This is a genomic window from Nocardiopsis sp. MT53 (genome assembly GCF_019598965.1).
Classification (GTDB): Bacteria; Actinomycetota; Actinomycetes; order Streptosporangiales; family Streptosporangiaceae; genus Nocardiopsis; species Nocardiopsis changdeensis.
On the sequence record NZ_CP080599.1, the window covers coordinates 1268490 to 1293938 of the forward strand.

The window sequence follows — 25449 nt, forward strand, 5'->3', positions numbered from 1 at the left end:
CTTCCAGGGGATCGGAGTTCTTGGCCGACTCGGGGTCGGGACGGCCGGAAAACGTATCGGACACGGCATGCCTTTCTCACAGCTGCCGAAAGCCAACGGGGGATCAGAGGGGCGGGTTCACACGTCTCACGGTGCGGGCGCGGGAGCGATCCCTTCCAGAACCGTGAGGATCTCGCTCTCACTCAGCACGCCGTGGTACAGGTGGACATCGCTGATGTCCCCGGACCACTCGTCGTAGAGCTGGGCCCTGTACTGCGCGGCGCCGATGACGACGGCGCCGAAGGCGTTCCATGGCGATTCCTGCACCACCGTGCTCTGGCGAATGCCATCGACATAGAGCGTGAGCTCCCCTGTCGTGTGGTCGTAGGTGCCGGCGATATGGGTCCAGCGGCCGAACTCCGCCTGTTGCTGGGAGAACGCGCGGTGGCTGATCGACGTACCGTCCCCGTCGTAGGGGGCCTGCTTGAACACCCACTTCTCAGGGCCGGTGTTGTAACCGAGGTAGAAGCCGCTGTGGCGCTGCCCGTCCTGGGAAACGGCGGTGGAGTTGATCCCCACCTCGTCGAGCCGGACCCAGGCCGCGACCGACATGCTGCGGTCCGTACGAAGGGCGGGCCCCTCGGTCCGGATGTGTTCCTGGCCGACCGCGTTCAAGCTCACGCCGGGAGCGAAGGTGACATCGTTCATCGCCTCGTTCCAGGCGGTGAGCGGATCGCCGTGGAGGGTGGCCGTCAAACCGTGGTCGGAGGAGTCGGCGACCGCCGTGCCCTCCGTCTCGTCGAGCCTCCAGCGGCCCTCCAGGGCGATAGGCCGGTTGGCCAGACTCCACACTTCCGAACGTGCTTCGGGGTCGTCGACGTAGACCTCGTCACTGACGACCCGGTCCCACACGCGGACGTCGTCGATCGCGCCGAGCCAGGTACCGATGTGGTTCCCGTGGTACCGGGCACCGCTGACGACGAAGTCACCGTCGGCGTTCCACGGCGTGGTCTGTGTGGCCGTGGCCTGCTTGTCACCGTTGACGTAAAGGGCCAGTTCACCGTTGGCCGGGTCGAAGGTTCCCAGCAGGTGGGTCCACACACCGGTCTCCGCGGCCGAGGTGGAGATCGCCCGGTGTGACACGGACACGCTGTCGCTGTCCGAGGGCGCCTGCTTGAACACCCAGCGCCCGCCCTCGGTGTGCTGGTAACCGAGGTAGAAACCGCTGTTGCGGTCACCGTCCTGGGCGACGGCGGCGAGGTTCTCCGTCGGACTTTCGTCCAGGTAGACCCACGCCGATACCGAGAAGGCCCCACTCGTGTCCACCACAGGGCCGTCCGTGCGCAGGTGGGATCCGCCCGACACGTCGACCGCGGTGCCCTCGAGGCGGTGACCGCCGGAAGGGGCCCGACCGACACGTCCACGGGTCCAGTCCAGCTCACCGCTGGATACAGCGTTCCGGTCACTCTTCACGCTGTCGACGGCGGTGGTCCCCTGCCCCTCGTCGAAGGTGAAGTGCGACAGGGGTCTGCTCGGCGGCGAGACCAGGAAGTAGTAGGCGAGCTCGCAGGGGGAGGAGTTGCCGTACTCGTCAACGGTGCGCGCGTAGATCATGTTCGCCCCGCTGTGATTCGGGGTGAGGGCGATCGTGGCGGAGGCACCCGGAGCCGAAAGGGAGACCTTCGTCTCGCACGAGGTGTCGTTCAGGCTGTAGTAGTACGACGCGGCCCCTTCCACGCCGTTGTTGGTGAAGGTGAAGTCACCGGTGCGCCCGACACTGCCGTGGGCCTCTTCATCGGCCGGATAGTCGGTGGAGGTGACCGTCGGCCCGGTGTCCGGCTTGGTGGTGTCGATCTTGATCCAGCACCATCCGGACCAGGCGCCCCAGGCCGCCTGGTCATGGGCCCGCGCCCGGTACCCGAGCAACTGCCCCTCGGGGAGGCCTGTGACCTTGACCGACCGCTCGGAGCCGTTGGGCCAGTAGCCGACGTCCGCGTAGCCCGATTCGGCCTGGCCGAGGGGGGTTCCCTCACCGTTGGCCGACCAGGAGAAAGCGACCTTGAGCTTCTGTCCTCCCCAGGCGGCACGGGCGTCGTAGTCCCGGATCGTGGCCCGGAGGTTGGTCGTGGTGTTGTTGATCAGGCGGGGCTTGGTCTTGTCCGTGGAGCAGGCACCACCCAGCGAATCGGACATGCTCGAGGTCGCCACCTGGGCCGGCGGGTTGTTGTAGTTGACCACCAGCACCGGGGGCTTGTTCTTGACGTCGAACCGGCGCCACGCGGTGGTGGAGGACTCGCCCTCTTCCTTCAGCCGCAGGTGGATGTGCGAGGCGTCGTTGTCGACCCCCCACTTGTAGGCGGCGGTGGCGTCGAACTCCACCCCGCTGGTGGCGGGACAAGTGGCCCAGCTGCCGCCGACGTTCTGGGTATCGAGCAGGGTGCGGGCGGTGGGCTGGTTGTTCCAGGTGGTCTTGCTGTTGAACGCGTCCACTCGGTGCAGCTGAATCCGGCTGTTGCTCTTGCAGTCATAGGACCAGCTCACCTCGGTACGCAGCGTCGCCGAGTTGATGACCGTGTCGGCCTGGTTGGTGCGCCCCATCACTGTGAACTGGAAGAACGCCCGACGGGTGAAGGTGCCTTCTCCACCGGAGTAGTACCCGACCCCCACGGGCTTGCCGTCCGAGGGGTTGTAGTACGCCTGGTTCGGGAACGTCTTGTCGATGAAACCCCAGTTGGGGCGATTGGCGTTCACCGAAGGGTCGATGTAGAGCGGGAACTCCGTGTCCTCACCGGTCAGCATTTCCCGGTCGGGAAGCAGGCGGATGCTGTCGACGGTGATGTCGGTCTCCACCAGAGCGGTCCGCGCCCCGGTGGTGGGGGCCACGGTCGGGTCCTCGTCCCGGGTCTCCTCGACTCCGGTGGAGTCCCACATGGCGGGGGCCTGGACGCTGAACACTCCTTGGCCGCCCTCGTCGCCGACCGCTTCGATGTTGCCGTGCTCGTCGGACGTCAAGGTCACACCTGTGGTGTCCAGGGGGAGCTCGATCTCGGCGAGCTCGGGCAGCGCGGCAGCCTCGGGGGTGTGCACGACGAGGACTTGCGTGAAGCCTTCGACCCCGGCCGTCAGGACCAGGTCGACGTCGGGCAGCACGTCGGGGTAGGTGGCCTGGTCTCCGTCCAGGACGGGGGTGGGCAGAGGACCGTTCCAGTCGAGTTCGATGCTGTTGGAACCGATCCCGATACTGGCCATGGGGGCGTCGCCGCCGCCGGAGAAGGCGATGTCCATGCCGGCCGCACGGGGTCGGACCAGTCCGTCGGATCCGGCGATGAGAGTGGTGTCCGCGTCGACCCATTCGTCCCCAGAACGGACCCGGACCGGAAGGGCGGAGATCTCCGCGGTCAGAGTGCCATCGGGATTGGCATAGTGGATGGTCTTCTCATCCGTCAGAGCGGTGATCTCGACCGGCTCCCCGGTCTCGCGTGCCAGAGCAAGCGCGTCCTGCTCGGCGGAGTCGATCGCGGAATGGTCCTCGGCCGGGGCCGGATCTTCATCCTCGTTCGCCCAGGCAGGTGGCACGGCCAGCAACGACAACGCCAATGCCGCGGCGGTGGAAACCGCTGTCGCACGGGCCAAGGAACGACGCATGTGGGGGAACCTGTCTAGCTTCAGTTGTGATGGGGGAACGGGATACCAACGCGGATCAAGTTTCCTGGGCAACCCGGGGTGACCGTAATGAAGCGTCGACCGCTCCCGCAAGGCCCCTCTGGGCACCTCCACGGGATGACGCCTCCCCCTCACTCCGACATAGATCCATGAACTGGACATAAACCCCAATGGCCGCAATCGGCCACGAGGGAACCTCTAGAGGCAGAGAGAACACGAATGACTACCCAGAGTTCTCTCACGTTTCACGAAAAGTTCGCATAAGGTCGATGCGTCGTACGAAGGATCCGGCATCGCGTCACGGACGGCGATCCCTTCCCCATCTCTGTCGGAGGACTCCCCCACATGGCCCTGCCCGCCCGTGTCAAGCGTGCGAGTGAACGTCTCCTGCCCACCGCCACCCGCGCCAGGCTGGAAGCCGAGCGCCGCGCGGCCCGGGACGCCGAGAGGGAGCGCGAACGCGAGGCGGGGATCGCCCGCCGTCGGCAGGACCTCCTGGCGGGCGACCCCGATCTGCGGCTCCAGGACGTGAACGGGACCGGGCTGCTGGGCCGCACCGTCACCTCCTTCTCCGCCCGTGACGCCTCGGCCCACAACCTGCGTTTGGTGGTCGAGGCACTGACCCGGGCGGGCATCGACCACTTCCTGGTGCGCGGCCGTTCCCCGCTGCGCCACGTCGTCGGGGTGCACCGGTCGGACAAGAAGCGCCTGCTCGACACCATGCGCGAGCTGTACGGCACCAGCGCCCTGTACGCCATCAAGCCCGGACCCGGCGGGGTGGTCGCCGCCGCCAGCGCCTACGTCGACGGAGCACTGGACGAGAAGGTCAAGTCCGGACTCGTCATCCGGTTCGCCGAGCGGCTGCTCTCCCCCTCCGGACGTGAACTGGCCGGCTTCGAGTTCGGGTGCGACGTGGAGTTCTGGCGCGACGGCGCCAAGATCTTGGAGCGTGAGGACTCCGAGGATCTGCGTGCGAAACTCCGCTCGCAGGCCCCCGAGGACGTGCTCGCCGACTCCTGGGTGGCGCCGCGCCGCAACCGGGTCGCCGACGTGCTGCCCACCGCCGCGCGCAAGCCCGCCACGGTGACCGTGGCCGAGCGCGTGTACCCGACCTTCGAGCCGTTCGCGTGGACGCCGGTGGACGAGGCGCTCTTCCCCGTCGACGTGGTCTACACCTGGGTGGACGGCGACGACCCGGCCCACGCCGCCAAGCGCGCCCTCCACCGCGGTGAAGGGCATTCCTCTCTGGCGGTGGGGGCGTCGAGGTTCACCAGCCGCGACGAGCTGCGCTATTCACTGCGGTCGGTGGAGATGTTCGCGCCATGGGTACGGCACGTGTACCTGGTGACCGACGCGCAGGTCCCCTCCTGGCTGGACACCTCCGCCGCGGGGATCACGGTGGTGGACCACCGCGACATCCTTCCGGAGACGGCGCTGCCCACCTTCAACTCCCACGCCATCGGCGCCCGCCTGCACCGCATCGAGGGGCTGTCGGAGCACTACCTGTACTTCAACGACGATGTGTTCCTGGCCCGCCCGGTGGGGGCCGACCGCTTCTTCCACGCCAACGGCGCGGCCCGGCTGCCCTTCTCCCCGCACCAGTTCGGGGTGGGCGACCCGGTGCCCGGGGAGGCGGCGCCGAACTCGGCGGGCAAGAACGCGCGCGAGCTGCTGGCCGCCGACTTCGGCCGGCACATCACCCACAAGTTCAAGCACGTCCCCCATCCGCAGATCCGCTCGGTCATGGGCGAGCTGGAGGGGCGCTACGCCGAGGCGATCGACCGCACGGTGCACGCCCGCTTCCGGGCGCTGACCGATGTGGGGGTCGCGGCCACGCTGCACCACCACTACGCGCTGTTGACCGGGCGGGCGGTGCCGGGCGAGTACGCGATGCGCTACATCGACATCGGGGCGGAGACTGCGGAGGAGAAGCTCGCGGCGCTGGAGGCCGACCCGGCCGTCGAGTTCTTCTGCCTCAACGACTTCGACACCCCGCCGGAGAGGCAGGAAGAGGTCACCACCATGGTCCACCGGGTCCTGGGCGACCGCTTCCCCTTCCCCTCCCGTTACGAGAAGCCCGCCACCTGACCGCCGACCCTTTCCCTCTCCCGGGCGTCGAACGGGCGGTCCGGGCTCCGGGACGCGGCGCCGGTCGCACCGCCGGGGCGCCGGAGGTTCCGGCGCCCCGGTCGGGAGCGCTGAAAAGGCCGGGGAACGGAGGGGCCCGGAGCGGGGGAACCGGGGTCCGGGTCCTCTCCTCTTGGTTGGGGTCACCAGCCGCCGTCGGGGTCCTCGGCGTCCAGTGGTGCGAGTACTCCGAAGGTGCCCTCGTCGTCGTAGAAGTGCTCCTCCCCCTCCTGGTACTCGTCCTCCTCGAAGTGCGGCGCCATGGGTGCCCTCCTGTCGTGCCGGTCGGCTGTGATCAGGACGCCGGTTCTGGCAAACGGGTTGCCATAAAAACCCCATACGTTTACAAAAGGCGCATGTCGCCGCGAGGCCGCCGGGGGCCGGGCATGTGAACTGGGACACTGTTTCCGCAGCTCAGGGCTACGCCGCGACACAGATTTCATCTCGACTGGACAACGTCAACCCTTTTATGGCCGGATCCGGACAAAGCCCCCGGATACTGAAGCGGCAGGGCATTCCCCGGGCGCCGTCATCCCTCCGGCGCCCAGCCGCGCGCCCGGACCACGGCCGCCGCCCCCTGCCCCACCTTCACCGAGCCCAAGGCACACCCTTGTCCTCTTCTGTCCAGAGCCCCGTGCTCAACACTCTGCGCGCGCCCGTGTCCCGGCGCCGCGACGACATCGAGGGGCTCCGCGCGGTCGCCGCGGTCCTCATCGCCGTCTACCACATCTGGTTCGGCACGGTCTCCGGCGGCGTCGACGTCTTCCTGCTGCTCACCGGCTTCCTCGTCACGGGGTCGATGGTGCGGGCGCTGGAGCGCGACGGCCGCATCGGCGTCGGCGCGTTCTGGAGCCGCACCGTCCGGCGGCTCTTCCCCGCCGGGGCGGTGGTGCTCGCGGCGGTGCTGGCCGGTGCGTTCCTGTTCATGCCGCGCTCGTCCTGGACCGCCGTCATCGCCGACGTGCAGGCCGCGGCGCTGTACCACGCCAACTGGCACCTGGCGCTGGGCTCGGTCGACTACATGGCGCGGGACTCCTCCTCCAGCCCCGTCCAGCACTTCTGGTCGCTGGGCGTGCAGGGGCAGTTCTACCTGCTGTGGCCGCTGCTGCTCACCCTCGCGGCCCTGGTGGCCGCGCGGCTGGGCGGCCGGGTGCGGGCCGCCGCGGCGGGCACCGCCGCCGCGGTGTTCGCCCTGTCGTTCGGGTACTCGCTGTGGATCACCGCCACCGAGCCGACCTGGGCCTACTTCGACACGGGCGCCCGCCTGTGGGAGCCCGCGCTGGGCGGCCTGCTGGCCCTGTTCCTGCCCTTCCTGCGGCTGCCCCGCGCGCTGCGCCCGGCGGCGGGCTGGGTCGGGCTGACCGCCCTCGTCGCCTGCGGCGCGGTCATCGGGGACTCGCTCCCCTATCCCGGGGCCGCCTCGCTGTGGCCGGTGCTGGCCGCGGCCCTCGTCCTGGCCGCGGGCGCCGGGGAGGCGCCCGGGCGGTGGTCCGCCGGCCGGCTGCTGGGCCTGCGCCCGCTGGTGTGGCTGGGCCGGCACTCGTTCCCGCTGTTCCTGTGGCACTGGCCGGTGCTGGTCTTCTACCTGGAGGTCACGGACCGGGTGCGGCCGTCGTTCACCGGCGGCCTGATGGTGCTGGGCGCGTCCCTGGCCGCCGCCCTGGCCACCTCGTGGATCCTGGAGGGCGGCATCGACCGGGTCCTGCGCGACCGGCGGACCCCGTCGTGGTCGCTGGCCGCGGGCGTGCTGTTCGCCGTCCCGGTCCTGGTCGGCTCCCTGGCCTGGGGCGCGGGCATCGAGCACGAGCGGGAGGTGCGAGCCCGGCTCAGCCAGGACCCGACCGCCTACCCCGGCGCCGCCGTGCACCTGAGCCCGGACCTGGCGGCGAACCTGCCGCCGCTGCCGGTGTACCCGGACACCACCACGGTCAAGCAGGACACCATCGCGCAGACCAGCGAGTGCAACGTGACCATCCCCTCCACCGAGCTGATCTCCTGCGAGTTCGGCGACGTGGACTCGGAGTACACCCTGGTCCTCGCCGGCAGCTCGCACGCCCGCCACTGGTTCCAGGCACTGCGGCCGATCGCCGAGCACCACGGCTGGCGGCTGGTCATCATGACCAAGAACGCCTGCCAGTTCAGCGCCGCGGAGCAGGAGCTCGAGGGCCGGGTGTACGAGGAGTGCACCGCCTGGAACGCGCAGGTCGCCCAGGAGATCGAGCGGACGGCCCCGGACGCGGTGTTCTCCCTGGGCACGCTGTCCCAGCAGGGCGACGGGTCGCAGGAGCACGTGCCCGACGGGTTCGTGCGGCGGTGGGAGTGGCTGGAGGGGCTCGGCGTCGACGTGGTCGCCGTCCGCGACACCCCCCGCTTCTCGTTCGACGTGGCCGACTGCGTCGACCGCGGAGGCCACTGCGCCCAGGACCGGGGGTACACCCTGGCCGACTCGTCACCGCTGGCGGCCGCCGCCGGGGCGGGGCGCCTGCCGGGCAACGTGCGGACCGTGGACATGACCGGCTACCTGTGCGGCGACCGGGAGTGCCCGGGGGTGATCGGCAACCAGCTGGCCTACTACGACGACAACCACTTCTCGTTCGCGTTCTCGTCGTCGCTGTCGGTCCTGCTGGAGCCGCTGCTGCTGGAGGCGCTGCCCGACGCCCCGGTCGCCGACGCCACCCTCGCCGACCGCACCTCCACGCTCATCGACGGCGTCGAGGAGGCCGCCGCCGGCTGACGGGTCCGCCCGCCGGGCGACAGGGGCCGCCGGACCCGCGTCGGGCGGCCCCTCGCGTTCAGGGGGCCGACCACTGGGCGCGGGGGCCCTGCCGGAGCAGGGACGGGGCGGCGCCCAGGTCGGCCAGCACCCGGCGGCGGGCGCGGCGGTGCACCCCCGCGTCGAGCAGGGCCGGTCGGGCCGGGAGGTCGCCCAGCCGGGCGCGGTGCACCAGCGCCGCCAGGTGGCGGGTCCAGTCCTCCCGCTGCGGCGGGTGGAAGTGGTTCTCCCGCGCCCAGGCCGGGTAGGGCGCCCGGAAGCGCAGGGCGCGCAGGTCGTCGAGGGTCCCGAAGACGCCCCCGTCCTGGAACACCGTCGCCCCCGGGTCCTCGCCGACGTCGCCCAGGATGATCACCGGGACGTCCAGGGCGAGGGCCTCCAGGGCGGCCGGGGAGCCGACGGTGACCAGGCCGCGGGCCCGGTCCAGCTGGTCGGCCACCGGCCCGGGGCGGAAGAGCACCGTGTGGTCGTGGACCCGCCCGGCGGTGACCAGGCCGCGCCACAGCCCGGCGTAGTCGCCGCCCGGCGCCTCGGTCCGCCGCTCGCCCGGGCACACCACGACCTCCAGGTCCGGGCGGCTCTCGGCCAGGTCCGCCAGCGCCTCCAGGATGCGCTCGCGCTGTCGCGCGGTGCCCGGGGCCCGGTCCTGGGCGGCGAACACGACCCGGTGCGGACGCCCCCGGCGGCGCTCGCGGGCCGCGGGCAGCGGCAGCCCCGCCAGGGCGACCCCGGTGCCCACCCCGAGCTTCTCTCCCAGCTCGGAGAAGGCCGCGACCTCCCGCAGGCTGTGCAGGACCAGCAGGTCCGCGCGGGCCCGGTGGAGCCACTCGTGCTCCCCGGCGGGCAGGGCGGGCCCGGGCAGGGTGGTGACCACCACGGGCCGGCGCCGCCCCGTCGGCAGGATGTCGCCCAGGGCGTCGGCCACCCGGGCGGTGCAGTTGAGCATGACGACGTCGGGCACCCGGCGGCGGACCAGGCGGCGCAGCTCGGGCAGCGTCAGGACGGGGACCCGGCGGCCCGCGAGCCCGCTGTCGGCGACGGCCCGGCGCAGCTGCGCGGGCGCGGGGGTGATCGGTGACCGCACGACGGCGAGGCCGACGGTGTGACCGTGGCCGGGCAGGGCGTCGAACATGGCCGCGGACAGGCGAACGTACGGTTCGGAGTCCGCAACGGCCACGACCGTCAGGTCCATACCGCCGAGGTCGGGGTCGGTCACGTCGGTCCTCCTGGGTGGGTCCGCGCGGCACCGGGAACGCCGAAGTGGCCGCGGTGGGTTCGGGATACGCCGACAGACTACACACCCAAAGTATTGGCCTGGATACCCTTCGCAGTAATGACTGTTCGTCGGGGTGGTCATCATCTCCCCTGGAGGAATCGGGCCGTCCGGCCGAACCGCCGCCCGCCCCGCCCGCGTTGACCGCTGTGCAAACGGACGATCGACGCACGGGGGATGTGCATGGCCGCAGTCGAGGGAGTGGGGACCGCCGCGGACGACCGGCCGCCGGGCCCGGCGGCGCCCGGTCCGACAGCGTCGGGGTCGGGCCCGGGGCGCGGGGGGCCGCGCGAACGCCTGCTCGGGGTGGACGCGGCGCGGGGCCTCGCGCTGTTCGGGGTCTTCGTCGCGCACATGGGGGTGCCGCTGACCCTGCTGCTGACCGGGGCGCCCGACGTCCACGCCGTGTGGGAGGAGGACTACTCCGGCCCCGGGATGCTGGTCGTGGAGGCGGTGGGCGGCGTGGTCAGCGGCCGCTCGGCGGCGCTGTTCGCGTTCCTGGCCGGGGTCTCCCTGGTGCTTCTGGCCGGACGCGCCCGGCCCGGGACGCGCGCGGAGCGCAACCGGGTCCGGGTCCGGATCGCGGTGCGCGCGCTGCTGCTCGTCGCCATCGGGTACGCCCTGGCGACGCTGGGCTCGCTGTCGGTGATCCTGCACTTCTACGGGGTGTACTTCCTGCTGGCGATCCCCCTGCTGTGGCTGCGCACCCGCCACCTGGCGGCGCTGGCCGTCGCGGCCGCCCTGGTCGGTCCGCAGGCGACGCTGGCCGTCCAGCACCTGCCGGCCGAGCTCGGCTGGTCCGGCGCCTGGGCCGGCGAGGAGGAGTGGACGGCCGAGGACGAGGCCGAGTGGGAGGCCACCTGGGGCGACCCCGAGTGGGTGGCGGAGAAGGAGGAGTACTGGGCCTCCCTGGAGGAGAGCGGCGGGGATCCCCTCGCCGCGGAGGAGGGGTTCGCGGAGGACATGCCCCTGTTCTCCCTCGAAGCGCTGGAGGGGCCGCTGGACCTGCTGGTGTTCGGCCTGTACCCGGCGACGGTGTTCCTCGCCTACGTCCTGGCCGGGATGGTGGCCGCCCGCAGCGGGCTGCGCTCGCGGAGGGTGCGGTGGTGGCTGGTGGGCGGCGGGGCCGGGCTGGCCGTCCTGGGCTACGGGTCGTCCTGGCTGCTGCTGGGGCCGCTGGCCCGGTTCCTGCCCGGCGAGGACGAATACTCGCTGTGGCGGATGCCGCTGGAGGCCGGCTCGCACAGCAACACCACCTTCGAGGTGCTGGGCAACACCGGGGTGGCGATGGCCGTGCTCGGCCTGTGCCTGCTCCTGGCCGGAACGCGCCCGATGCGGGTCGTGCTCTACCCGGTGGCGGCCATGGGCGCGATGACCCTCACCCTGTACACCGCGCACGGCGTCGTGCTGTGGGCGGTGTACGGCGGCCTCCTGCCCGGGTGGGCCGGGTGGGTGGAGACCTACACGGTGGAGGCCGTCCTGGCCTGCTCCCTGGTGATCGCCACGGTGTGGCGGCTCACCCTGGGCGCCGGGCCGATGGAGAGGCCGGTCACCGCCGTCTCCCGGGCGGTCGCCCGGTGGACCGTGCGCGACCGGTCCGCGGCGCCCCGGGAGGGCGCGGCGGGGACCCCGTCCTGACGTGACGGAGGCCGCCCCGGGAGGGGCGGCCTCCGGATCGCCGTACCGGTGGCGGGGCTACTCGCCCTTCCACACCGGGGCGCGCTTCTCGGCGAAGGCCGCCGCGCCCTCCATGGCGTCCTGGCTGACGAAGACCGGGCCCGCCAGCTCGTTCTGCTTCTCCCACATCTCCGACGTGGACCAGTCGTCCGACTCGGTGATGATCTGCTTGGAGACCCGCACGGCGAGCGGGCCGTTGGCGGCGACCCGCGCGGCCAGCTCCTTGGCGCCCTCCAGGGCGCCGCCCTGCTCGGTGACCCTGTTGACCAGGCCCAGCTCGGCCAGGCGCGGGGCGTCGACGAAGTCGCCGGTCAGGGCGAACTCCATCGCCAGGTTGCGGGGGATGCGGTGCTGCAGGCGCAGCAGGCCGCCCGCGCCGGCGACCAGGCCGCGCTTGGCCTCGGGGATGCCGAACTTCGCGTCCCGGGCCGCCACGACCAGGTCGCAGGCGAGGACCGCCTCGAACCCGCCGGCCAGGGCGTAGCCCTCGACCGCGGCGATCAGCGGCTTCTTGGGCGGGGCCTCGGCGAAGCCGCCGAACCCGCGGCCCTCGACCAGCGGGACCTCGCCCTTCATGAACGCCTTCAGGTCCATCCCGGCGCAGAAGGTGCCGCCCGCGCCGGTGATGATGCCCACCGTCAGGTCCTTGCGCGCGTCCAGGTCGTCGAGCGCCTCGGCGATCCCGCGGGCGACCGCGGCGTTCACCGCGTTCTTGGCCTGCGGACGGTTGATGGTGATGACGGCGACGCCGTCCTCGGCCGTGTAGAGAACCTCGTCGGACACGGTGTCCCCCTACTTCGGCGGCATGCGGAGGGCGCCGTCGATGCGGACGACCTCGCCGTTGATGTAGCTGACCTCGAGAAGGGTGCGGGCCAGCTTGGCGAACTCGGCGGCGGTGCCCAGGCGCTTGGGGAAGGGCACCGGCGCGGCCAGGCGCTGCTTGAACTGCTCGGACGCCTCGCCCTCGCCGTAGATCGGCGTCTCCAGGATGCCGGGGGCGATCGTGTTGACCGTGACGCCGACGGCCGCGAGGTCGCGGGCCGCGGGCAGGGTCATGCCGATGACGCCGCCCTTGGAGGAGGAGTAGGCGATCTGGCCGATCTGGCCCTCGATGCCGGCCAGGGAGGCGGTGTTGACGATGGAGCCGCGCTCGCCGTCCTCGTTCACCGGCTCGGTCTTGGCGATCTCGGCCGCGGACAGCCGCAGCACGTTGAAGGTGCCGATGAGGTTGACCTGGATGACCTTCTGGTAGCTGGCCAGGTCGTGCGGGTTGCCGAACTTGTCGACGGTGCGGGTGGCCCAGCCGATGCCCGCGCAGGAGACGGCGACCCGGAAGGGGGCGCCGGTGTCGACGGCGGCCTGGACGGCCGCCTTGACCTGCTCTTCGTCGGAGACGTCGGTCGCGACGAAGACGCCCCCGATCTCCTTGGCGATGGCCTCGCCGCGTTCGGCGTTGAGGTCGGCGATGACGACGGTGGCACCGGCGGAGGCGAGTTCCCTGGCGGTGGCCTCACCGAGGCCACTGGCGCCGCCCGAGACGAGGGCGGAGATTCCGTTCAGATCCATGGGCCGCACTCTACAGAGGATGTGACCCACGCACTAGAACCGGGTTCGGTCAACCGGGTCCGCCCCGGAGCCGGGGGCGCGCACCCCCACCCGGACACGCTCCGCACCCGAAAGGACACGAATATCGCCGGTGATGCGGATCACAGGAAAAGAAAACCCCTCACCGCACCCCGGAGAGGCCACCCGGCCGCCGCGGAACATAACGAATCAGTCTACCCCGTAAACCGCACGCTCTCCTGCGGCGTGCTACAAGAAGCCCACCCACAGGAAGAGCCCCCCGAAAACCTTTGACCACCCCTGGGAAAAACCGGGAAACCCGTGCCCAGCGGCCGGTACGACCAGCGGGAAGCCTTGCCGGAAAGGCGTTGCCGAGCGTAGGCGAACGCTCACGATACATCCTGGCGGGCGTTCGCATAAAGACGATTTCCACGGTGCGAAGAATGGCGTAATCTAAGCCGACCAGTCTCGGAACACCGTTCCACCCCCTCGTTCACCCGGAGTTGTGCCTTGCGCGTCACCGCCATCATTCCCGCACGGGGCGGTTCCAAGGGAATTCCCCTCAAGAACATCGAACCCGTCGGCGGTGTCCCCCTCATCGCACGCGCCGTGCGCTCCTGCCTGGCGGCGGAGGGCGTCACCGAGACCGTCGTCTCCACCGACCACCCCGCGATCGCGGCCGCCGCCCGCGCCGCCGGAGCCCGCGTCCTGGAGCGCCCCGCCGACCTGGGCGGCGACACCGTCTCCTCCGAGGCCGTCCTCCTCCAGGCCCTGGACACCCTGGAGGCCGCCGGCGAACTGCCCGACGTGACCGTGTTCGTGCAGTGCACCAGCCCCTTTATCGACCCCGCCGACCTCGACGCCGCCGTCGCCCGCGTCACGGGGGACGAGGCCGACAGCGTCTTCTCCGCGGTGCCCACCCACGCCTTCCTGTGGGCCCGCCGCCCCGAGGGCGCCCGCGGGGTCAACCACATCCACACCCACCGGCCCCGCCGGCAGGACCGCGAACCCCACTACCGCGAGACCGGCGCGTTCTACGTCGTCGACACCGCCGGGTTCCGCTCCCACGGCCACCGGTTCTTCGGCCGCATCGACCTGTGCGAGGTCCCCGAACTGCACGCGTTCGAGATCGACACCCCCGACGACCTGCGCCTGGCCCGCGCCCTGGCCCCCGTCGCCGCGCCCGAGACCGCCCCCGTCGACATCGACGCCCTGGTCACCGACTTCGACGGCGTCCACACCGACGACCGCGTCACGGTCTCCCAGGACGGCACCGAAGCGGTCTCCGTCAGCCGCTCCGACGGCATGGGCGTGCGCCTCCTGCGCGAGGCGGGCGTACGGGTGCACATCCTGTCCACCGAGGTGAACCCGGTCGTGCGCGCCCGGGCCGACAAACTCGGGGTCACCGTCCTGCACGGCCTCTCCGACAAGCGGGCCGCCCTCGCCGCCTGGCTGTCCGAGGAGGGCCTGGACCCCTCGCGCGTCGCCTACCTCGGCAACGACGTCAACGACCTGGGCTGCATGTCCCTGGTCGGCTGGCCCGTCGCCGTCCCCGACGCGCACCCCGACGTGCTGGCCGCCGCACGCCTCGTCCTGACCCGCCCCGGCGGGTCCGGGGCCGTGCGCGAGCTGTGCGAGCACGTCCTGGACTTCCGCGCGCGGAGCGCGGGCCACGACTCCCCCACGGACGAATCGAACGAGAAGGATGCCACATGAGCAACGGCACCGCCACCGCCCCCGCCGACCTCAGGGCCGAGATCCCCGCCCTGCGCATCGGCCGCCACATGGTGGGCCCGGGCCACCCGGTGTACGTCATCGGCGAGATCGGCATCAACCACAACGGCGACCTCGACATCGCCAAGAGGCTGATCGACGTCGCCGCCGAATCCGGCTGCCAGGCCGTCAAGTTCCAGAAGCGCACCCCCGAGATCTGCGTCCCCGTCGAGCAGCGGGACAAGATCCGGCAGACGCCCTGGGGCGAGATGACCTACATGGAGTACAAGCACCGCGTCGAGTTCGGCGAGGCCGAGTACACCGAGATCGCCAAGTACTGCGACGTCCTGGGCCTGGACTGGTTCGCCTCCCCGTGGGACGTGCCGTCCGTCGAGTTCCTGGAGAAGTTCGACGTCCCGGTGCACAAGGTGGCCTCCGCCTCCATCACCGACCACGAGCTGCTGCGCGCCCTGGCCGCCACCGGCAAGCCGGTCCTGCTGTCCACCGGCATGTCGACGCTGGACGAGATCGACGCCGCCGTGAGCATCCTGGGCGCCCGCAACCTCGTCATCATGCACTCCACCTCCACCTACCCCATGCCCCCGGAGGAAGGGAACCTGCGCACCATCGAGACCCTGCGCGACCGCTACCGCGTCCCCGTGGCCTACTCCGGCCACGAGCGCGGGCTCCAGATCTCCGTGGCCGCCGCCGCCCTGGGCGCCGTCGCCATCGAGCGGCACATCACCCTGGACCGCACCATGTGGGGCTCCGACCACGCCGCCTCCCTGGAGCCCACCGGCCTGCGCAACCTCGTCCGCGACATCCGCGTGGTCGAGCAGGCCCTGGGCGACGGCGTCAAGAAGGTCTTCCCGGGCGAGGAAGAGCCCCGCAAGCGCCTCCGCCGCACGACCGTCTGACCCCTCCCCCGCCCCGCCCATCCCCCATGGACCGCGCCCGGGGACCCGCACGGGTCCCCGGGCCGAGGAGTACCCGTGACCGCCCTGTCGGTGATCATCCCCGCCAAGGACGTGGCGCCCTACATCGGTACCGCCCTGTCGAGTCTGGCCCGCAACCACCACCCCGACTTCGAGTACATCGTCGTGGACGACGGTTCCACCGACGGTACCGGCGACATCGTCGAATCCCACCACAGGACGCTGCCCGGGCTGCGGATGATCCGCAACGAGACACCCGCCGGTCCTTCCGAGGCCCGCAACCAGGCGCTCGCCATGGCCTCCGGACGGTACATCACCTATCTGGACGGCGATGACTGGCTCGCACCGGGATACCTCTCCCGGGCCCTGGCCGCCATCCGGGACCTGGATGTGGACTTCGTCAAGACCGACCACGTCCAGGTGTACGGCGCCAAGCGACTCGTCCACCATGCTCCCGAGGGCCGGATCAACCGCCCGCTGGACCCCCGCGCGGGGATCATGCCCGCCAACTGCAAGACCATGGTGGACTACCCGTACGCTTGGTCGGGGGTCTTCGACCGCGAACGCCTCACCGACGACCTGATGCGCTTCGAACCCGCCCTGCACAGCTGTGAGGACCGGCTGTGGACCTGGCAGCTGCACCTCAAGGCGAAGTCCTACGCCAGGGTCCCCGAGATCGGCGTGTTCTACCGCCGTCTCGTGAGCGATTCCCTGACGCAGGTGGGCGACCAGCGCCAACTGCACTTCCTGGACGCGTTCGCACAGCTCATCGAGCAGGTGTCGACCACCCCCGGGGACGAGGGGTTCCTTCCCAAGGCGGCCCGGAGCTTCTGCGCGATCCTGACGCACCACATCGAACTCGAAGACCGGCTGACCCGTGAGCTCCGCCGCGAGATGTCGGTCCGGGGAACGGCGATGATGCGGGCCCTCCCCGAGGACCTCCTCGATCGGACCCTGCGCGAGATGGGCGGCAAGCGCGCCAAGCGACTGCGCACCTTCTGGGGAGCGGCGTGAATGCTCCCACCACCCCCTCGCCGTCCCGGAACCAGGAGACCATGACCGCCCCGCACCTCACCCAGCTCTTCGCCGTCACCCGCTTCTTCGGCGCGGCGAGCCTGTGCGCCTCCATCGATTCCGGCGAATTCGGCGACCACCACCGGATCCTGCTGGTGGTGGACAACGCCACCGAGCCCGAGGCCGTACCCTCCCTGACGGAGGCCGCCGGATTCGAGGCCCTTCGCTCCCGCTTCCACGAGATCGTCTCCTACAACGAGCTCATCTGGCCCAACCACCCCTCGCACTGGCAGCCCCGCAACAACGACCTGCCCATGCTCCGCCGTATGTTCCGCTCCCACCTGGGGCTGGAGGGGGAGGTCGAACTGGTGCTGGAGTCGGTGCAGGTGCCACCCGCGCGGGCGCTCATGCCGCTCTTCCCCGGTTCACCCGTCACCGTCTACGCCGACGGCCTGATGAGCTACGGGCCCACCCGCGACACCCTCCCCCTGGAAACCGTCACCGCGGTGGAGCGGGTCCTGCACCTGGACCTGGTACCGGGGTTGGCACCGTTGTTGCTCAGCGAGTACGAGGTCCCCTCCCGACCGGGGGACGGCACCGCCTTCCGAGCGGTCATGGCCGAGGTCGCCGAGCAGGCGGGGCTGCGTCCGCAGATCTCCGAAGAGACCCCTCCGGCCCTGGTCCTGGGACAGTACCTGTCGGCTCTGGGCTTTCTGACCCCCGAGGAGGAGACCGAACTGGAGGTGCGCATGGTCCGGGCCTGCGCTCGGGCCGGTCACCGCCGGATCGCGTTCAAGGCCCACCCCGCGAGCGGGGCCGAGGCGCGGGCCGCCCTTGTGACGGCGGCCGAGGCAGCCGGCTCCCGCCTGGAGTTCGTCGAAGGTTCCCTGCCCATCGAGGCCTACTACGAGGTCTCCCGACCCGCACTGGTGGTGAGCTGCTTCTCCACCGCGCTGAGCACCGCCTCCCGGTTCTACGGGGTCCCCGTCGCCACCATGGGGACCGAGATCCTCCTGGAGAGACTGGCCCCGTACGAGAACAGCAACCGCGTACCGGTCACCATCGCCGACACCACCATGCCGCGGCTGCTGGACTCCGGTGAAACCGTCCCGCCCGTCATCACGGAGGATCGGTACGAGAAGGACCTCGTGCCGCTGATCCGCGCGGTCGGCTACTGCATGCAGGCCGCCTCCTACCCGCAGCTCCGGGACGAGACCGCCGAATACCTGCGCGACTACGACGGCGACCTGCTGCGCCACTTCAAGCGCAAGCGGATCTCCGCCCTGGGCCTGACCGCCCCCGGGGTGCGCCCCTCCGCTCAGCCCCGCGAGGCCAGCGTCCCGCGCAGGTTGGCGCGCAGGGCGCGCAGCCTCCTGCGGGCCCGGCCCAGCTGACGCACGGCCGTCGGGGGCAGCGACAGCCGCATCAGGGAGCGCGTGCGCCTGCGCTGCTGCTCGGGGCCCGTCAGCAGCGACCCCCTCCGCGGCAGCTCCCCCGGCGTGCGGCGGCCACCAGCGCGGTGAGCCGCCGCACCCAGTCGTTCTCGTGGACCGGGTGGAAGTAGTTGGCCCGCAGCCAGCCGCGGTCCACCCGGCGGAACCGGGCGGCGCGCACGTCGTCCAGGGTGCCCAGCACCCCGCTGCCCTCGAAGACCAGGTTGATCTGCTCGGCGTTCAGTCCGAAGTCGGTGAGCACCAGCGTCGGCACGTCCAGCGCGAACGCCTCCAGGGCGGCGGTCGAGCTGACCGTCACGAACCCCGCCGCGTCCTCCAGGTACTCCACCATCGGCCCGGTGCGGAACGCGACCGCGTCGGGGCGGACCTCCCCGCGGGCGGCCATGTACCGCCACAGGGCCTCGTAGTGGTACCTCTCCTTGTGGGTCTGCGCCTCGTCCTCGCGGGCCCGGAGCTTGACCACCACCTCCAGGTCGGGGCGCGCCTCGGCGAGCGCGGCCAGCCCCAGCAGCACCTGCTCGCGCTGCCCCTGCTCCGCGGGCACCTTGGCCTGGGAGGCGAACACCACCCGCGGGCGCCCGCCGCCGGCCCGGGGCCGGGGCTCGGGCAGGAACGGCAGGGTCGCCAGGCCGATCCCCCCGGTGGCGCCCAGGCGGGCGCCCAGCTCGGTGAACTCGGCGACCTCCCGGTGGCTGTGCAGCACGAACAGGTCGACCGTCGAGCGGTAGAGCCAGGCGCGCTCGGTGGCGGGCACCGAGATCCCGGGCAGCCCGGAGACCAGCACCGGCCGCCACTCGCCGACCAGCGCGTGGGCGAGGGCGTCCACCACCGGCCCGGTGCAGTTGAGCATGAGCACGTCGGGGCGTTCGCGCAGCAGCCGGTTCCGCAGCTCCAGGGCGCCGCGCACCGGCACCTCGCGGCCCTCCATCGGGGTCCCGGCGACGGCGGCCCGCACCTGGTCGGCGGACGGGGCGACCGGGGAGCGGACGACCGCCAGGTCGGTGTCCCAGCCCTCGCCGGGCAGGGCGCCCAGCAGGGCCGCCGACCACTTCAGGTAGGAGTCGGAGTCGGCGACCGCCATGACCCTGATCCGTCCGTCCCCGTCACGTTCCACCCGCGTGCTCCTCATCGTTGACCAGGGCGGCGGTCACCGCCAGATCCTCGCGCAGTCCGGGCGAGGCGAGTTCGGTCCACCAGTGTCCGGGGACCGCGTCCGTGCCGATCGACGCCCCGCGCACCAGCAGCCGCAGGGACACCAGCGCGGTGGAGGGCAGCGACCGCACGGCGTACCCCGGCCCCAGCCCGCGCAGCGTCAGCTCGACCGGACCCCCGGCGCGCACCAGCCGCGCCCGCGGGTCGGCGGCCAGCAGCTCCAGCACCCGCGGGTCCTCCCGCCGGTGGGGGTGGTAGGCCACCGGCCCCTGCGCGAGCTGCCGCTCCAGCCAGCCCAGGTAGTCGGGCAGCCGGAGCAGGCCGTCGTTGACCAGCGCGGTCCCCAGGACGACCCGCTGCTCGGCGGGGTGGTCGTACTCCGGCAGGGAGCGTAGCAGCGGGAAGTCGTGGCGCATCACCCGGATCCCGGCGGCGGCCGCCGCCTCCCGCAGGTCGCCGGGGAGGGGCAGCATGGTGAAGACGGTGAGGCGGCCCTCCTGGGCGGCGCGGCGCAGGACGCGCGCGGCGGCCGTCCCCAGGGCCAGGCGGGCCGGGGTGCGCCGCACCCGCGCGCGCAGCACCGGCTGGACGGACGGGGCGCTGAGCAGCCGCAGCAGGTGCCACACCGCGAGCCCGTCGTCGACCAGGACGAGGCGGCAGCGGGGGGCGCGCGGCAGCAGCCGCTGCACCTGGCCGGAGAAGGCGTCGCCGATGACCCAGGTGAAGTCGGCGGTGCGGGGGCGGGTGGGGCGGCGGGCGAGCGCCGCCGGCGGGGTCGCGGGGAACAGGCCGCGCAGGGCGGCGTGGACGCCGGGCAGGCCGGCGGCGTCCTGGCGCAGCAGGATGCAGCCCTGGGTGGACAGTCCGTGCGCCGCGTACGCCTCCACGGCGGACAGGAACTGGAGCGGGGATTCCACCCACGCCGACCCGTGCCCTTCGAAGGCCCAGGGTACGTCCGTGGGAAGAGGGTTCACGACGTGGCTTTCTCGGATCAATCAGACACGTGGGTTTCCAGCGTACACAGCGCACATAACGACCACTTCACCGAAGTACGTCCGGCAGGCCCCGTTCAGCCGCTATGTTCCCCCCATGGTGACGAAGGCCGGATTACAGTGGGCTCAGGAATCGACCACGGAGGATTCGATGACCGCCGAGCCGCTCCCCGACTGGTTCATGCCACCGCCCGGCGGGTGGACCGCCGATGCCATGGACGACCTCCCTCCGGGCACCCCCCGGATGGAACTCATCGACGGAGCCCTCATCGTGATGTGTCCCCAGACCATGTTCCATGGCGATGCCATGTGGGAACTGGCGAACATCTTCAAGAAATCGGCCCCCGAGGGCATCCGGGTCTCGATGGAGATGACCACCAAACTCGGCAAGTACCAGCGCCCGGAACCGGATGTCCTGGTGTACCGGGATTCGGGAGAGCCCGCGAAGGAACGGCGCCGACGCACCCACGTCCGACCCGAGGACGTGCTCCTCGTGGTGGAGATCGTCTCCCCGGAATCCCGTTATCGGGACCACATGATCAAGCCGTACCGGTACGCCGATGCGGGCATCCCCCACTTCTGGCGGGTCGAGGACGAGGACGGCACGACCGCGATCCACGTCTACGAACTGGATGAGACGACCAAGAGCTACGTGCCCATCACCATCGCCCGGGGGACCCTGGAGATCACCCGGCCCTTCCCGATGACGATCGATGTCCAGGGGCTCGTCGACTGACGACCCGGCGATGTGTCCCGCCGAGGTCAGCGGGGGCGGTGGGCGGGGCGGCGGCGCCGGGCGGGCAGGGCGTCGCGGGCCAGGGCCGCGGCGCCGACCAGGCCCGCCTCGTTGCCCAGGGCCGCGGCCACCACACGGGCCTCGGGGCGGTAGCCCCGGCCGGTGAGCCCGCGCTCGAACGCCTCACGGGCGGGCCCCAGCAGCAGGTCGCCCGCCTCCGAGACACCCCCGCCGATCACGAACAGCTCCGGGTCGAAGGCCGCCGCGAGGTTCGCCAGCCCCGCCCCGAGCCACTGGCCGGCGTCGCGCATCAGCTCGGTGCAGGCGCGGTCGCCCTTGCGGGCCAGCTCGCTCACCAGCGGCCCGGTGATCCGCCGCACGTCGCCCCCCACGGCCTGGTGCAGCGCGCGAGCCACCGGGGACTCGGCGGCCACCAGCTCGCGCGCCTCCCGGGTGAGCGCGTTGCCGCTGGCGTACTGCTCCCAGCAGCCCCGGTTGCCGCACTCGCAGCGGTGCCCGCCCGGGACCACCGTCATGTGGCCGAACTCCCCGGCCAGGCCGTACCGGCCGCGGTACAGGCGCCCGTTCAGGACGATCGCCCCGCCGATGCCGGTGCCCAGGTTGACCACGACCACGTCATCGACCCCCTGGGCGGCGCCCGCGCTCACCTCCGCCCAGGCCGCGGCGTTGGCGTCGTTCTCCACCACCACGGGCAGGCCCAGGCGCGAGGACAGCGACTCCCGCAGCGGCTCCTCGCGCCAGGACAGGTGGGGGGCGAACAGCACGTTCGCGCGGTGCTGGTCCACGAACCCGGCCGCCCCCACGCCCACGGCGCGCACCGGGTGGCCCGAGCGCAGCTCCTCGACCACCGACACGATCGTGTCCTCCACGACCGCCGGGCTCTTGCTGCGCTCGGGCGTCTCGGTCCGCACACGCGCCAGCACCCGACCGCTCGGGGTGACCACACCCGCGGCGACCTTCGTCCCGCCGATGTCCACCCCGACCGTCAGGGCGTGCCCGTACCGCACCCGGTTCATCCGGTCCCCCCGGTCAGCCCAGCGCCGAACGCACCACCCCGGCGAGGCGCTCGGCGACCGCGGTCGCCTGCTCCTGCTCCGGGGCCTCCACCATGACGCGGACCTTGGGCTCGGTGCCGCTGGGCCGGATCAGGACCCGGCCGGTCCCGCCCAGCTCCTTCTCGGCCTCGCGCACCGCGGCCCACAGCTCCTCGGAGTCGGCGGCGCGGGACTTGTCCACGTCGGGGACATTGATGAGCACCTGCGGCAGGCGGGTCATCACCTTGGCCAGCTCCGCCAGCCCCTGCCCGCGGTGCGCCATGGCGGCCAGCAGGTGCAGGCCGGTGAGCACCCCGTCGCCGGTGGTGGCGTGGTCCAGCAGGATGACGTGCCCGGACTGCTCCCCGCCCAGGGAGAACCCGCCGCGCTTCATCTCCTCCAGCACGTAGCGGTCGCCCACCGCGGTCTCCGCCACGGCGATGCCCTCGCGCTCCATGGCCAGCTTCAGGCCGAGGTTGGACATGACCGTCACCACGAGGGTGTCCCCGGCCAGGCGGCCCGCCTCCTTGGCCTCAGAGGCCAGGATCGCGAGGATGTGGTCGCCGTCGACCACGGTGCCCCCGGCGTCCACGGCCAGGCAGCGGTCGGCGTCGCCGTCGTTGGCGATGCCCGCGTCGGCGCCGTGCAGCCGCACCGCCTCCTGGAGCGCCTCCAGGTGGGTCGAGCCGCACCCCTCGTTGATGTTGTGGCCGTCGGGCGCGTCGCCGATGGCGATGACCTCGGCGCCCGCCCGGCGCAGCGCCTCGGGGGCCACCAGCGAGGACGCGCCGTGGGCGCAGTCCACCACGACCTTGAGCCCGGCCAGGGAGTGCGGGACCGAGGCCAGCACGTGCCCGATGTAGCGCTCGGCGCCGTCGGCGGCGTCGGTGACCCGGCCCACGGCCGTGCCCACCGCCGGGGTCGAGGGCACGTCCAGCAGGCCCTCGATCTCGTCCTCCAGCGCGTCCTCCAGCTTGTGGCCGCCCCGGGCGAAGAACTTGATGCCGTTGTCCGGCGCCGGGTTGTGGCTCGCCGAGAGCATCACGCCGAAGTCGGCGTCGAGGTCACCGGTGAGGAAGGCCACCGCCGGCGTGGGCAGCACCCCCACCCGGACCACGTCCACACCCGTGCTGGCCAGCCCGGCCACCACCGCGGCCTCCAGGAACTCGCCGGAGGCGCGCGGGTCGCGGCCCACGACGGCTTTGGGGCGCCGCCCCTCGACCCTCGGCGCGAGCACCCGCGCCGCCGCGATGGACAACTCCAGAGCGAGCGTGGCGGTCAGGTCCCGCCCGGCGACCCCGCGTACACCATCCGTACCGAACAGCCGTCCCAAGGCGACAGCCCCCTTCAGAAGTGGCGCCGCGTCCGGCGCCGAGAAGATCAGTGTGACCGACAAGCCACGCGAAAAGGAAAGACCCGTACGACGCCCCCGAGTGTCGGGGACGGCGTACGGGTCGGAGCTCAGCCGAGCGCGAGCCGGCGCATGAGCCTTAGCGCTTGGAGAACTGCGGCGCCTTGCGGGCCTTCTTGAGACCGGCCTTCTTGCGCTCCACCTCACGGGCGTCGCGGGTCAGGAAGCCGGCCTTCTTGAGGGTCGGGCGGTTGTTCTCCGGGTCCAGGGACGCCAGCGCACGGGCGATGCCGTGGCGCAGGGCGCCGGCCTGGCCGCTGGGGCCACCGCCGCTCATCCGGGCGAAGACGTCGTAGGCGCCCTCGAACCCGAGCGAGACGAAGGGCTCCTTGATGGTCTGCTGGTGGACCTTGTCCGGGAAGTAGACCTCGAGCGGCTTGCCGTTGATCTTCCACTCACCCGCGCCGGGCGTGATGCGCACGCGGGCGATGGCCGTCTTGCGGCGGCCGGTGCCGGCGCTGGGGCCGGACGCGGTCGGCACGTAGGCGGCGACCGTCTCCTCGGACTCGCTCGTGTACTCGGAGGGGAACTCCTCCGGGTTCTCGGCGTACTCCTGCTCGATGTCTTCGATACCGGTGGGCTCGACCACGGTTCTCCTCGTGTTCTCTGTGAAGTCTCGCGAACGCCTAGGCGGGCTGCTCGATCTTGGTGATTTCGAACGGGACCGGCTGCTGGGCCTGGTGCGGGTGCTCCGGACCGGAGTACACCTTCAGCTTCTTGGCCATCTGGCGGCCGAGGGAGCCCTTGGGCAGCATGCCCTTGACGGCCTTCTCGACGGCCCGCTCGGGGTTCTTCTCCAGCAGCTCGGCGTAGCCGACGGAACGCAGACCGCCGGGGTAGCCGGAGTGCCGGTAGGCCCGCTTCTGCTCCAGCTTCTTGCCGGTCAGGGCGACCTTGTCGGCGTTCACGACGATCACGAAGTCGCCGGTGTCGATGTGGGGCGCGTAGTACGCCTTGTGCTTGCCCCGGAGGAGCGTGGCAACCTGGCTCGCCATACGCCCGAGCACGAGATCGGTGGCGTCGATGACGTGCCACTGACGCTGAACATCGTTTGGTTTGGGGCTGTAGGTGCGCACGATCGTTTGCCTTCGCTCTTCAGTCGGCTGCCCCATCCCCCTGGTTCGGGATGGTGGACTCGTATTACGAAACACACCCGCGGGCGCGGGGCGTTTGGACCGGACGTCCCGTGCCACATCGTCAGGACGATCCGGTGGTGAGTGCGCAGACGATGGTGCGTGGATCGGCACCGGGATCAGTGGATGTCCCGGGGCCCACGGCAACTCAAACGCACGACGGAATATCCTACTGGCCACCGTCGCGCAGGTCAAAGCCAGCGGTTGGGGCAGACCGGCAGGACCACGCTCGGCGGGGAAAGCGCCGGCACGGGGTCACATCCGTGACCTCTCCGCCTTTCATTATGCCCGTTGCGTGGAGTGCTTCGTCCTTTCCGCGCCCGGGTGTTGGTTACCCTTGCACCGAAAGGCCGGTCTCCGCCCGGAACGACGGGCGCCGACGAGATGCCCGTCACCCCGGCGCGCCAGCGGAAAAACCGCGGGCACGGGCTTTGGTCAAGTCCCATCCCCAACGCCTCCGGAGACTCCCATCAGTACCCATCCGAACCCGCCGCAGTACGGTCCCGACGGGCCGGAGCCCGGTGACGGCCAAGACCTGCTCGGATCCGCCCCCGCGAACCCCCAGTACCCCTCCGCTCCCCGGGCGCCGCAGGCGCAGCCGCCTCAGCCCCCTCAGGGGGGACAGCCCATCCCCGGGCACGGCGCCCCCTCCGGGCCGCAGGCGCCGAGCGCCCCATTCGCCCCGAGCGGGCCGCACCCGGCCTACCCGGGACACCGGCCCCCCTCCGGGCCGCAGACGCCGCAGGCGCCGACGCAGGGCCCCTCCGGGGCCCCCGGCGCCCCCTCGGGCCCGCAGGCG

At 71.7% G+C, this 25449-nt stretch carries 18 protein-coding genes; 8 read left to right on the forward strand and 10 right to left on the reverse strand.

The window, feature by feature from the left end:
- Positions 1 to 126 precede the first annotated feature (126 nt).
- A complete protein-coding gene (locus tag K1J57_RS05295) occupies positions 127 to 3624 on the reverse strand; it encodes a LamG-like jellyroll fold domain-containing protein (RefSeq protein WP_220563361.1) in 3498 nt (1165 codons plus the stop codon).
- Between the two features lie 363 nt (positions 3625 to 3987).
- Between K1J57_RS05295 and K1J57_RS05300 the strand changes: the two genes are divergently transcribed.
- A complete protein-coding gene (locus K1J57_RS05300; RefSeq protein WP_220563362.1) occupies positions 3988 to 5730 on the forward strand; it encodes a stealth family protein in 1743 nt (580 codons plus the stop codon).
- Positions 5731 to 6379: 649 nt separating this feature from the next.
- Positions 6380 to 8503, forward strand: a complete 2124-nt coding sequence (locus tag K1J57_RS05305) for an acyltransferase family protein (protein WP_255646852.1) — start codon at positions 6380 to 6382, stop codon at positions 8501 to 8503.
- A 58-nt stretch (positions 8504 to 8561) separates the two neighbouring features.
- On the opposite strand, the gene K1J57_RS05310 is transcribed toward K1J57_RS05305, so the two are convergent.
- Positions 8562 to 9758, reverse strand: coding sequence for a DUF6716 putative glycosyltransferase (locus K1J57_RS05310; protein WP_220563364.1), 1197 nt, complete (start codon positions 9756 to 9758; stop codon positions 8562 to 8564).
- A 240-nt stretch (positions 9759 to 9998) separates the two neighbouring features.
- Between K1J57_RS05310 and K1J57_RS05315 the strand changes: the two genes are divergently transcribed.
- Positions 9999 to 11453, forward strand: a complete 1455-nt coding sequence (locus K1J57_RS05315) for a DUF418 domain-containing protein (protein WP_220563365.1) — start codon at positions 9999 to 10001, stop codon at positions 11451 to 11453.
- A 57-nt stretch (positions 11454 to 11510) separates the two neighbouring features.
- On the opposite strand, the gene K1J57_RS05320 is transcribed toward K1J57_RS05315, so the two are convergent.
- Entirely contained in the window at positions 11511 to 12275 is a 765-nt protein-coding gene (locus K1J57_RS05320; RefSeq protein WP_220563366.1) for a crotonase/enoyl-CoA hydratase family protein, read from the reverse strand.
- Positions 12276 to 12284: 9 nt separating this feature from the next.
- A complete protein-coding gene (locus K1J57_RS05325) occupies positions 12285 to 13058 on the reverse strand; it encodes an SDR family NAD(P)-dependent oxidoreductase (protein ID WP_220563367.1) in 774 nt (257 codons plus the stop codon).
- 507 nt (positions 13059 to 13565) lie between these two features.
- On the opposite strand from K1J57_RS05325, the gene K1J57_RS05330 reads away from it, so the two are divergent.
- From K1J57_RS05330 to K1J57_RS05345, 4 genes are all read left to right on the forward strand, one after another.
- Positions 13566 to 14771 carry an acylneuraminate cytidylyltransferase gene (locus tag K1J57_RS05330; protein WP_220563368.1) on the forward strand — a complete coding sequence of 402 codons (1206 nt, stop codon included), beginning with the start codon at positions 13566 to 13568 and terminating at the stop codon, positions 14769 to 14771.
- Positions 14768 to 15685, forward strand: coding sequence for an N-acetylneuraminate synthase family protein (locus tag K1J57_RS05335; RefSeq protein WP_220563369.1), 918 nt, complete (start codon positions 14768 to 14770; stop codon positions 15683 to 15685). Before K1J57_RS05330 ends, K1J57_RS05335 begins: the two co-directional genes overlap by 4 nt.
- Before the next feature lie 75 nt (positions 15686 to 15760).
- Positions 15761 to 16717, forward strand: a complete 957-nt coding sequence (locus tag K1J57_RS05340) for a glycosyltransferase family 2 protein (RefSeq protein ID WP_220563370.1) — start codon at positions 15761 to 15763, stop codon at positions 16715 to 16717.
- 41 nt (positions 16718 to 16758) lie between these two features.
- On the forward strand, positions 16759 to 18111 hold the full coding sequence (locus K1J57_RS05345; RefSeq protein ID WP_220563371.1) for an alpha-2,8-polysialyltransferase family protein: 1353 nt from the start codon (positions 16759 to 16761) through the stop codon (positions 18109 to 18111).
- Positions 18112 to 18181: 70 nt separating this feature from the next.
- Here K1J57_RS05345 and K1J57_RS05350 read toward each other — a convergent pair whose 3' ends face one another.
- A complete protein-coding gene (locus tag K1J57_RS05350) occupies positions 18182 to 19285 on the reverse strand; it encodes a DUF6716 putative glycosyltransferase (RefSeq protein WP_220563372.1) in 1104 nt (367 codons plus the stop codon).
- Positions 19275 to 20297 (reverse strand): hypothetical protein, encoded by a 1023-nt coding sequence (locus K1J57_RS05355; protein WP_220563373.1) that lies wholly within the window; start codon positions 20295 to 20297, stop codon positions 19275 to 19277. Before K1J57_RS05355 ends, K1J57_RS05350 begins: the two co-directional genes overlap by 11 nt.
- Positions 20298 to 20466: 169 nt before the next feature.
- Between K1J57_RS05355 and K1J57_RS05360 the strand changes: the two genes are divergently transcribed.
- Complete coding sequence (locus K1J57_RS05360; protein WP_220563374.1) at positions 20467 to 21051, forward strand: Uma2 family endonuclease; 585 nt, start codon at positions 20467 to 20469, stop codon at positions 21049 to 21051.
- A gap of 26 nt (positions 21052 to 21077) precedes the next feature.
- On the opposite strand, the gene K1J57_RS05365 is transcribed toward K1J57_RS05360, so the two are convergent.
- From K1J57_RS05365 to rplM, 4 genes are all read right to left on the reverse strand, one after another.
- Positions 21078 to 22088, reverse strand: coding sequence for an ROK family glucokinase (locus K1J57_RS05365; RefSeq protein ID WP_220563375.1), 1011 nt, complete (start codon positions 22086 to 22088; stop codon positions 21078 to 21080).
- Positions 22089 to 22101: 13 nt separating this feature from the next.
- A complete protein-coding gene (gene glmM / locus K1J57_RS05370; RefSeq protein ID WP_220563376.1) occupies positions 22102 to 23439 on the reverse strand; it encodes a phosphoglucosamine mutase in 1338 nt (445 codons plus the stop codon).
- Positions 23440 to 23596: 157 nt separating this feature from the next.
- Positions 23597 to 24106: a 30S ribosomal protein S9 gene (gene rpsI / locus K1J57_RS05375; RefSeq protein WP_220563377.1), complete on the reverse strand. Its 510-nt coding sequence runs from the start codon at positions 24104 to 24106 to the stop codon at positions 23597 to 23599.
- A 37-nt stretch (positions 24107 to 24143) separates the two neighbouring features.
- A complete protein-coding gene (rplM, locus tag K1J57_RS05380) occupies positions 24144 to 24593 on the reverse strand; it encodes a 50S ribosomal protein L13 (protein WP_220563378.1) in 450 nt (149 codons plus the stop codon).
- Between the last annotated feature and the right edge of the window lie 856 nt (positions 24594 to 25449).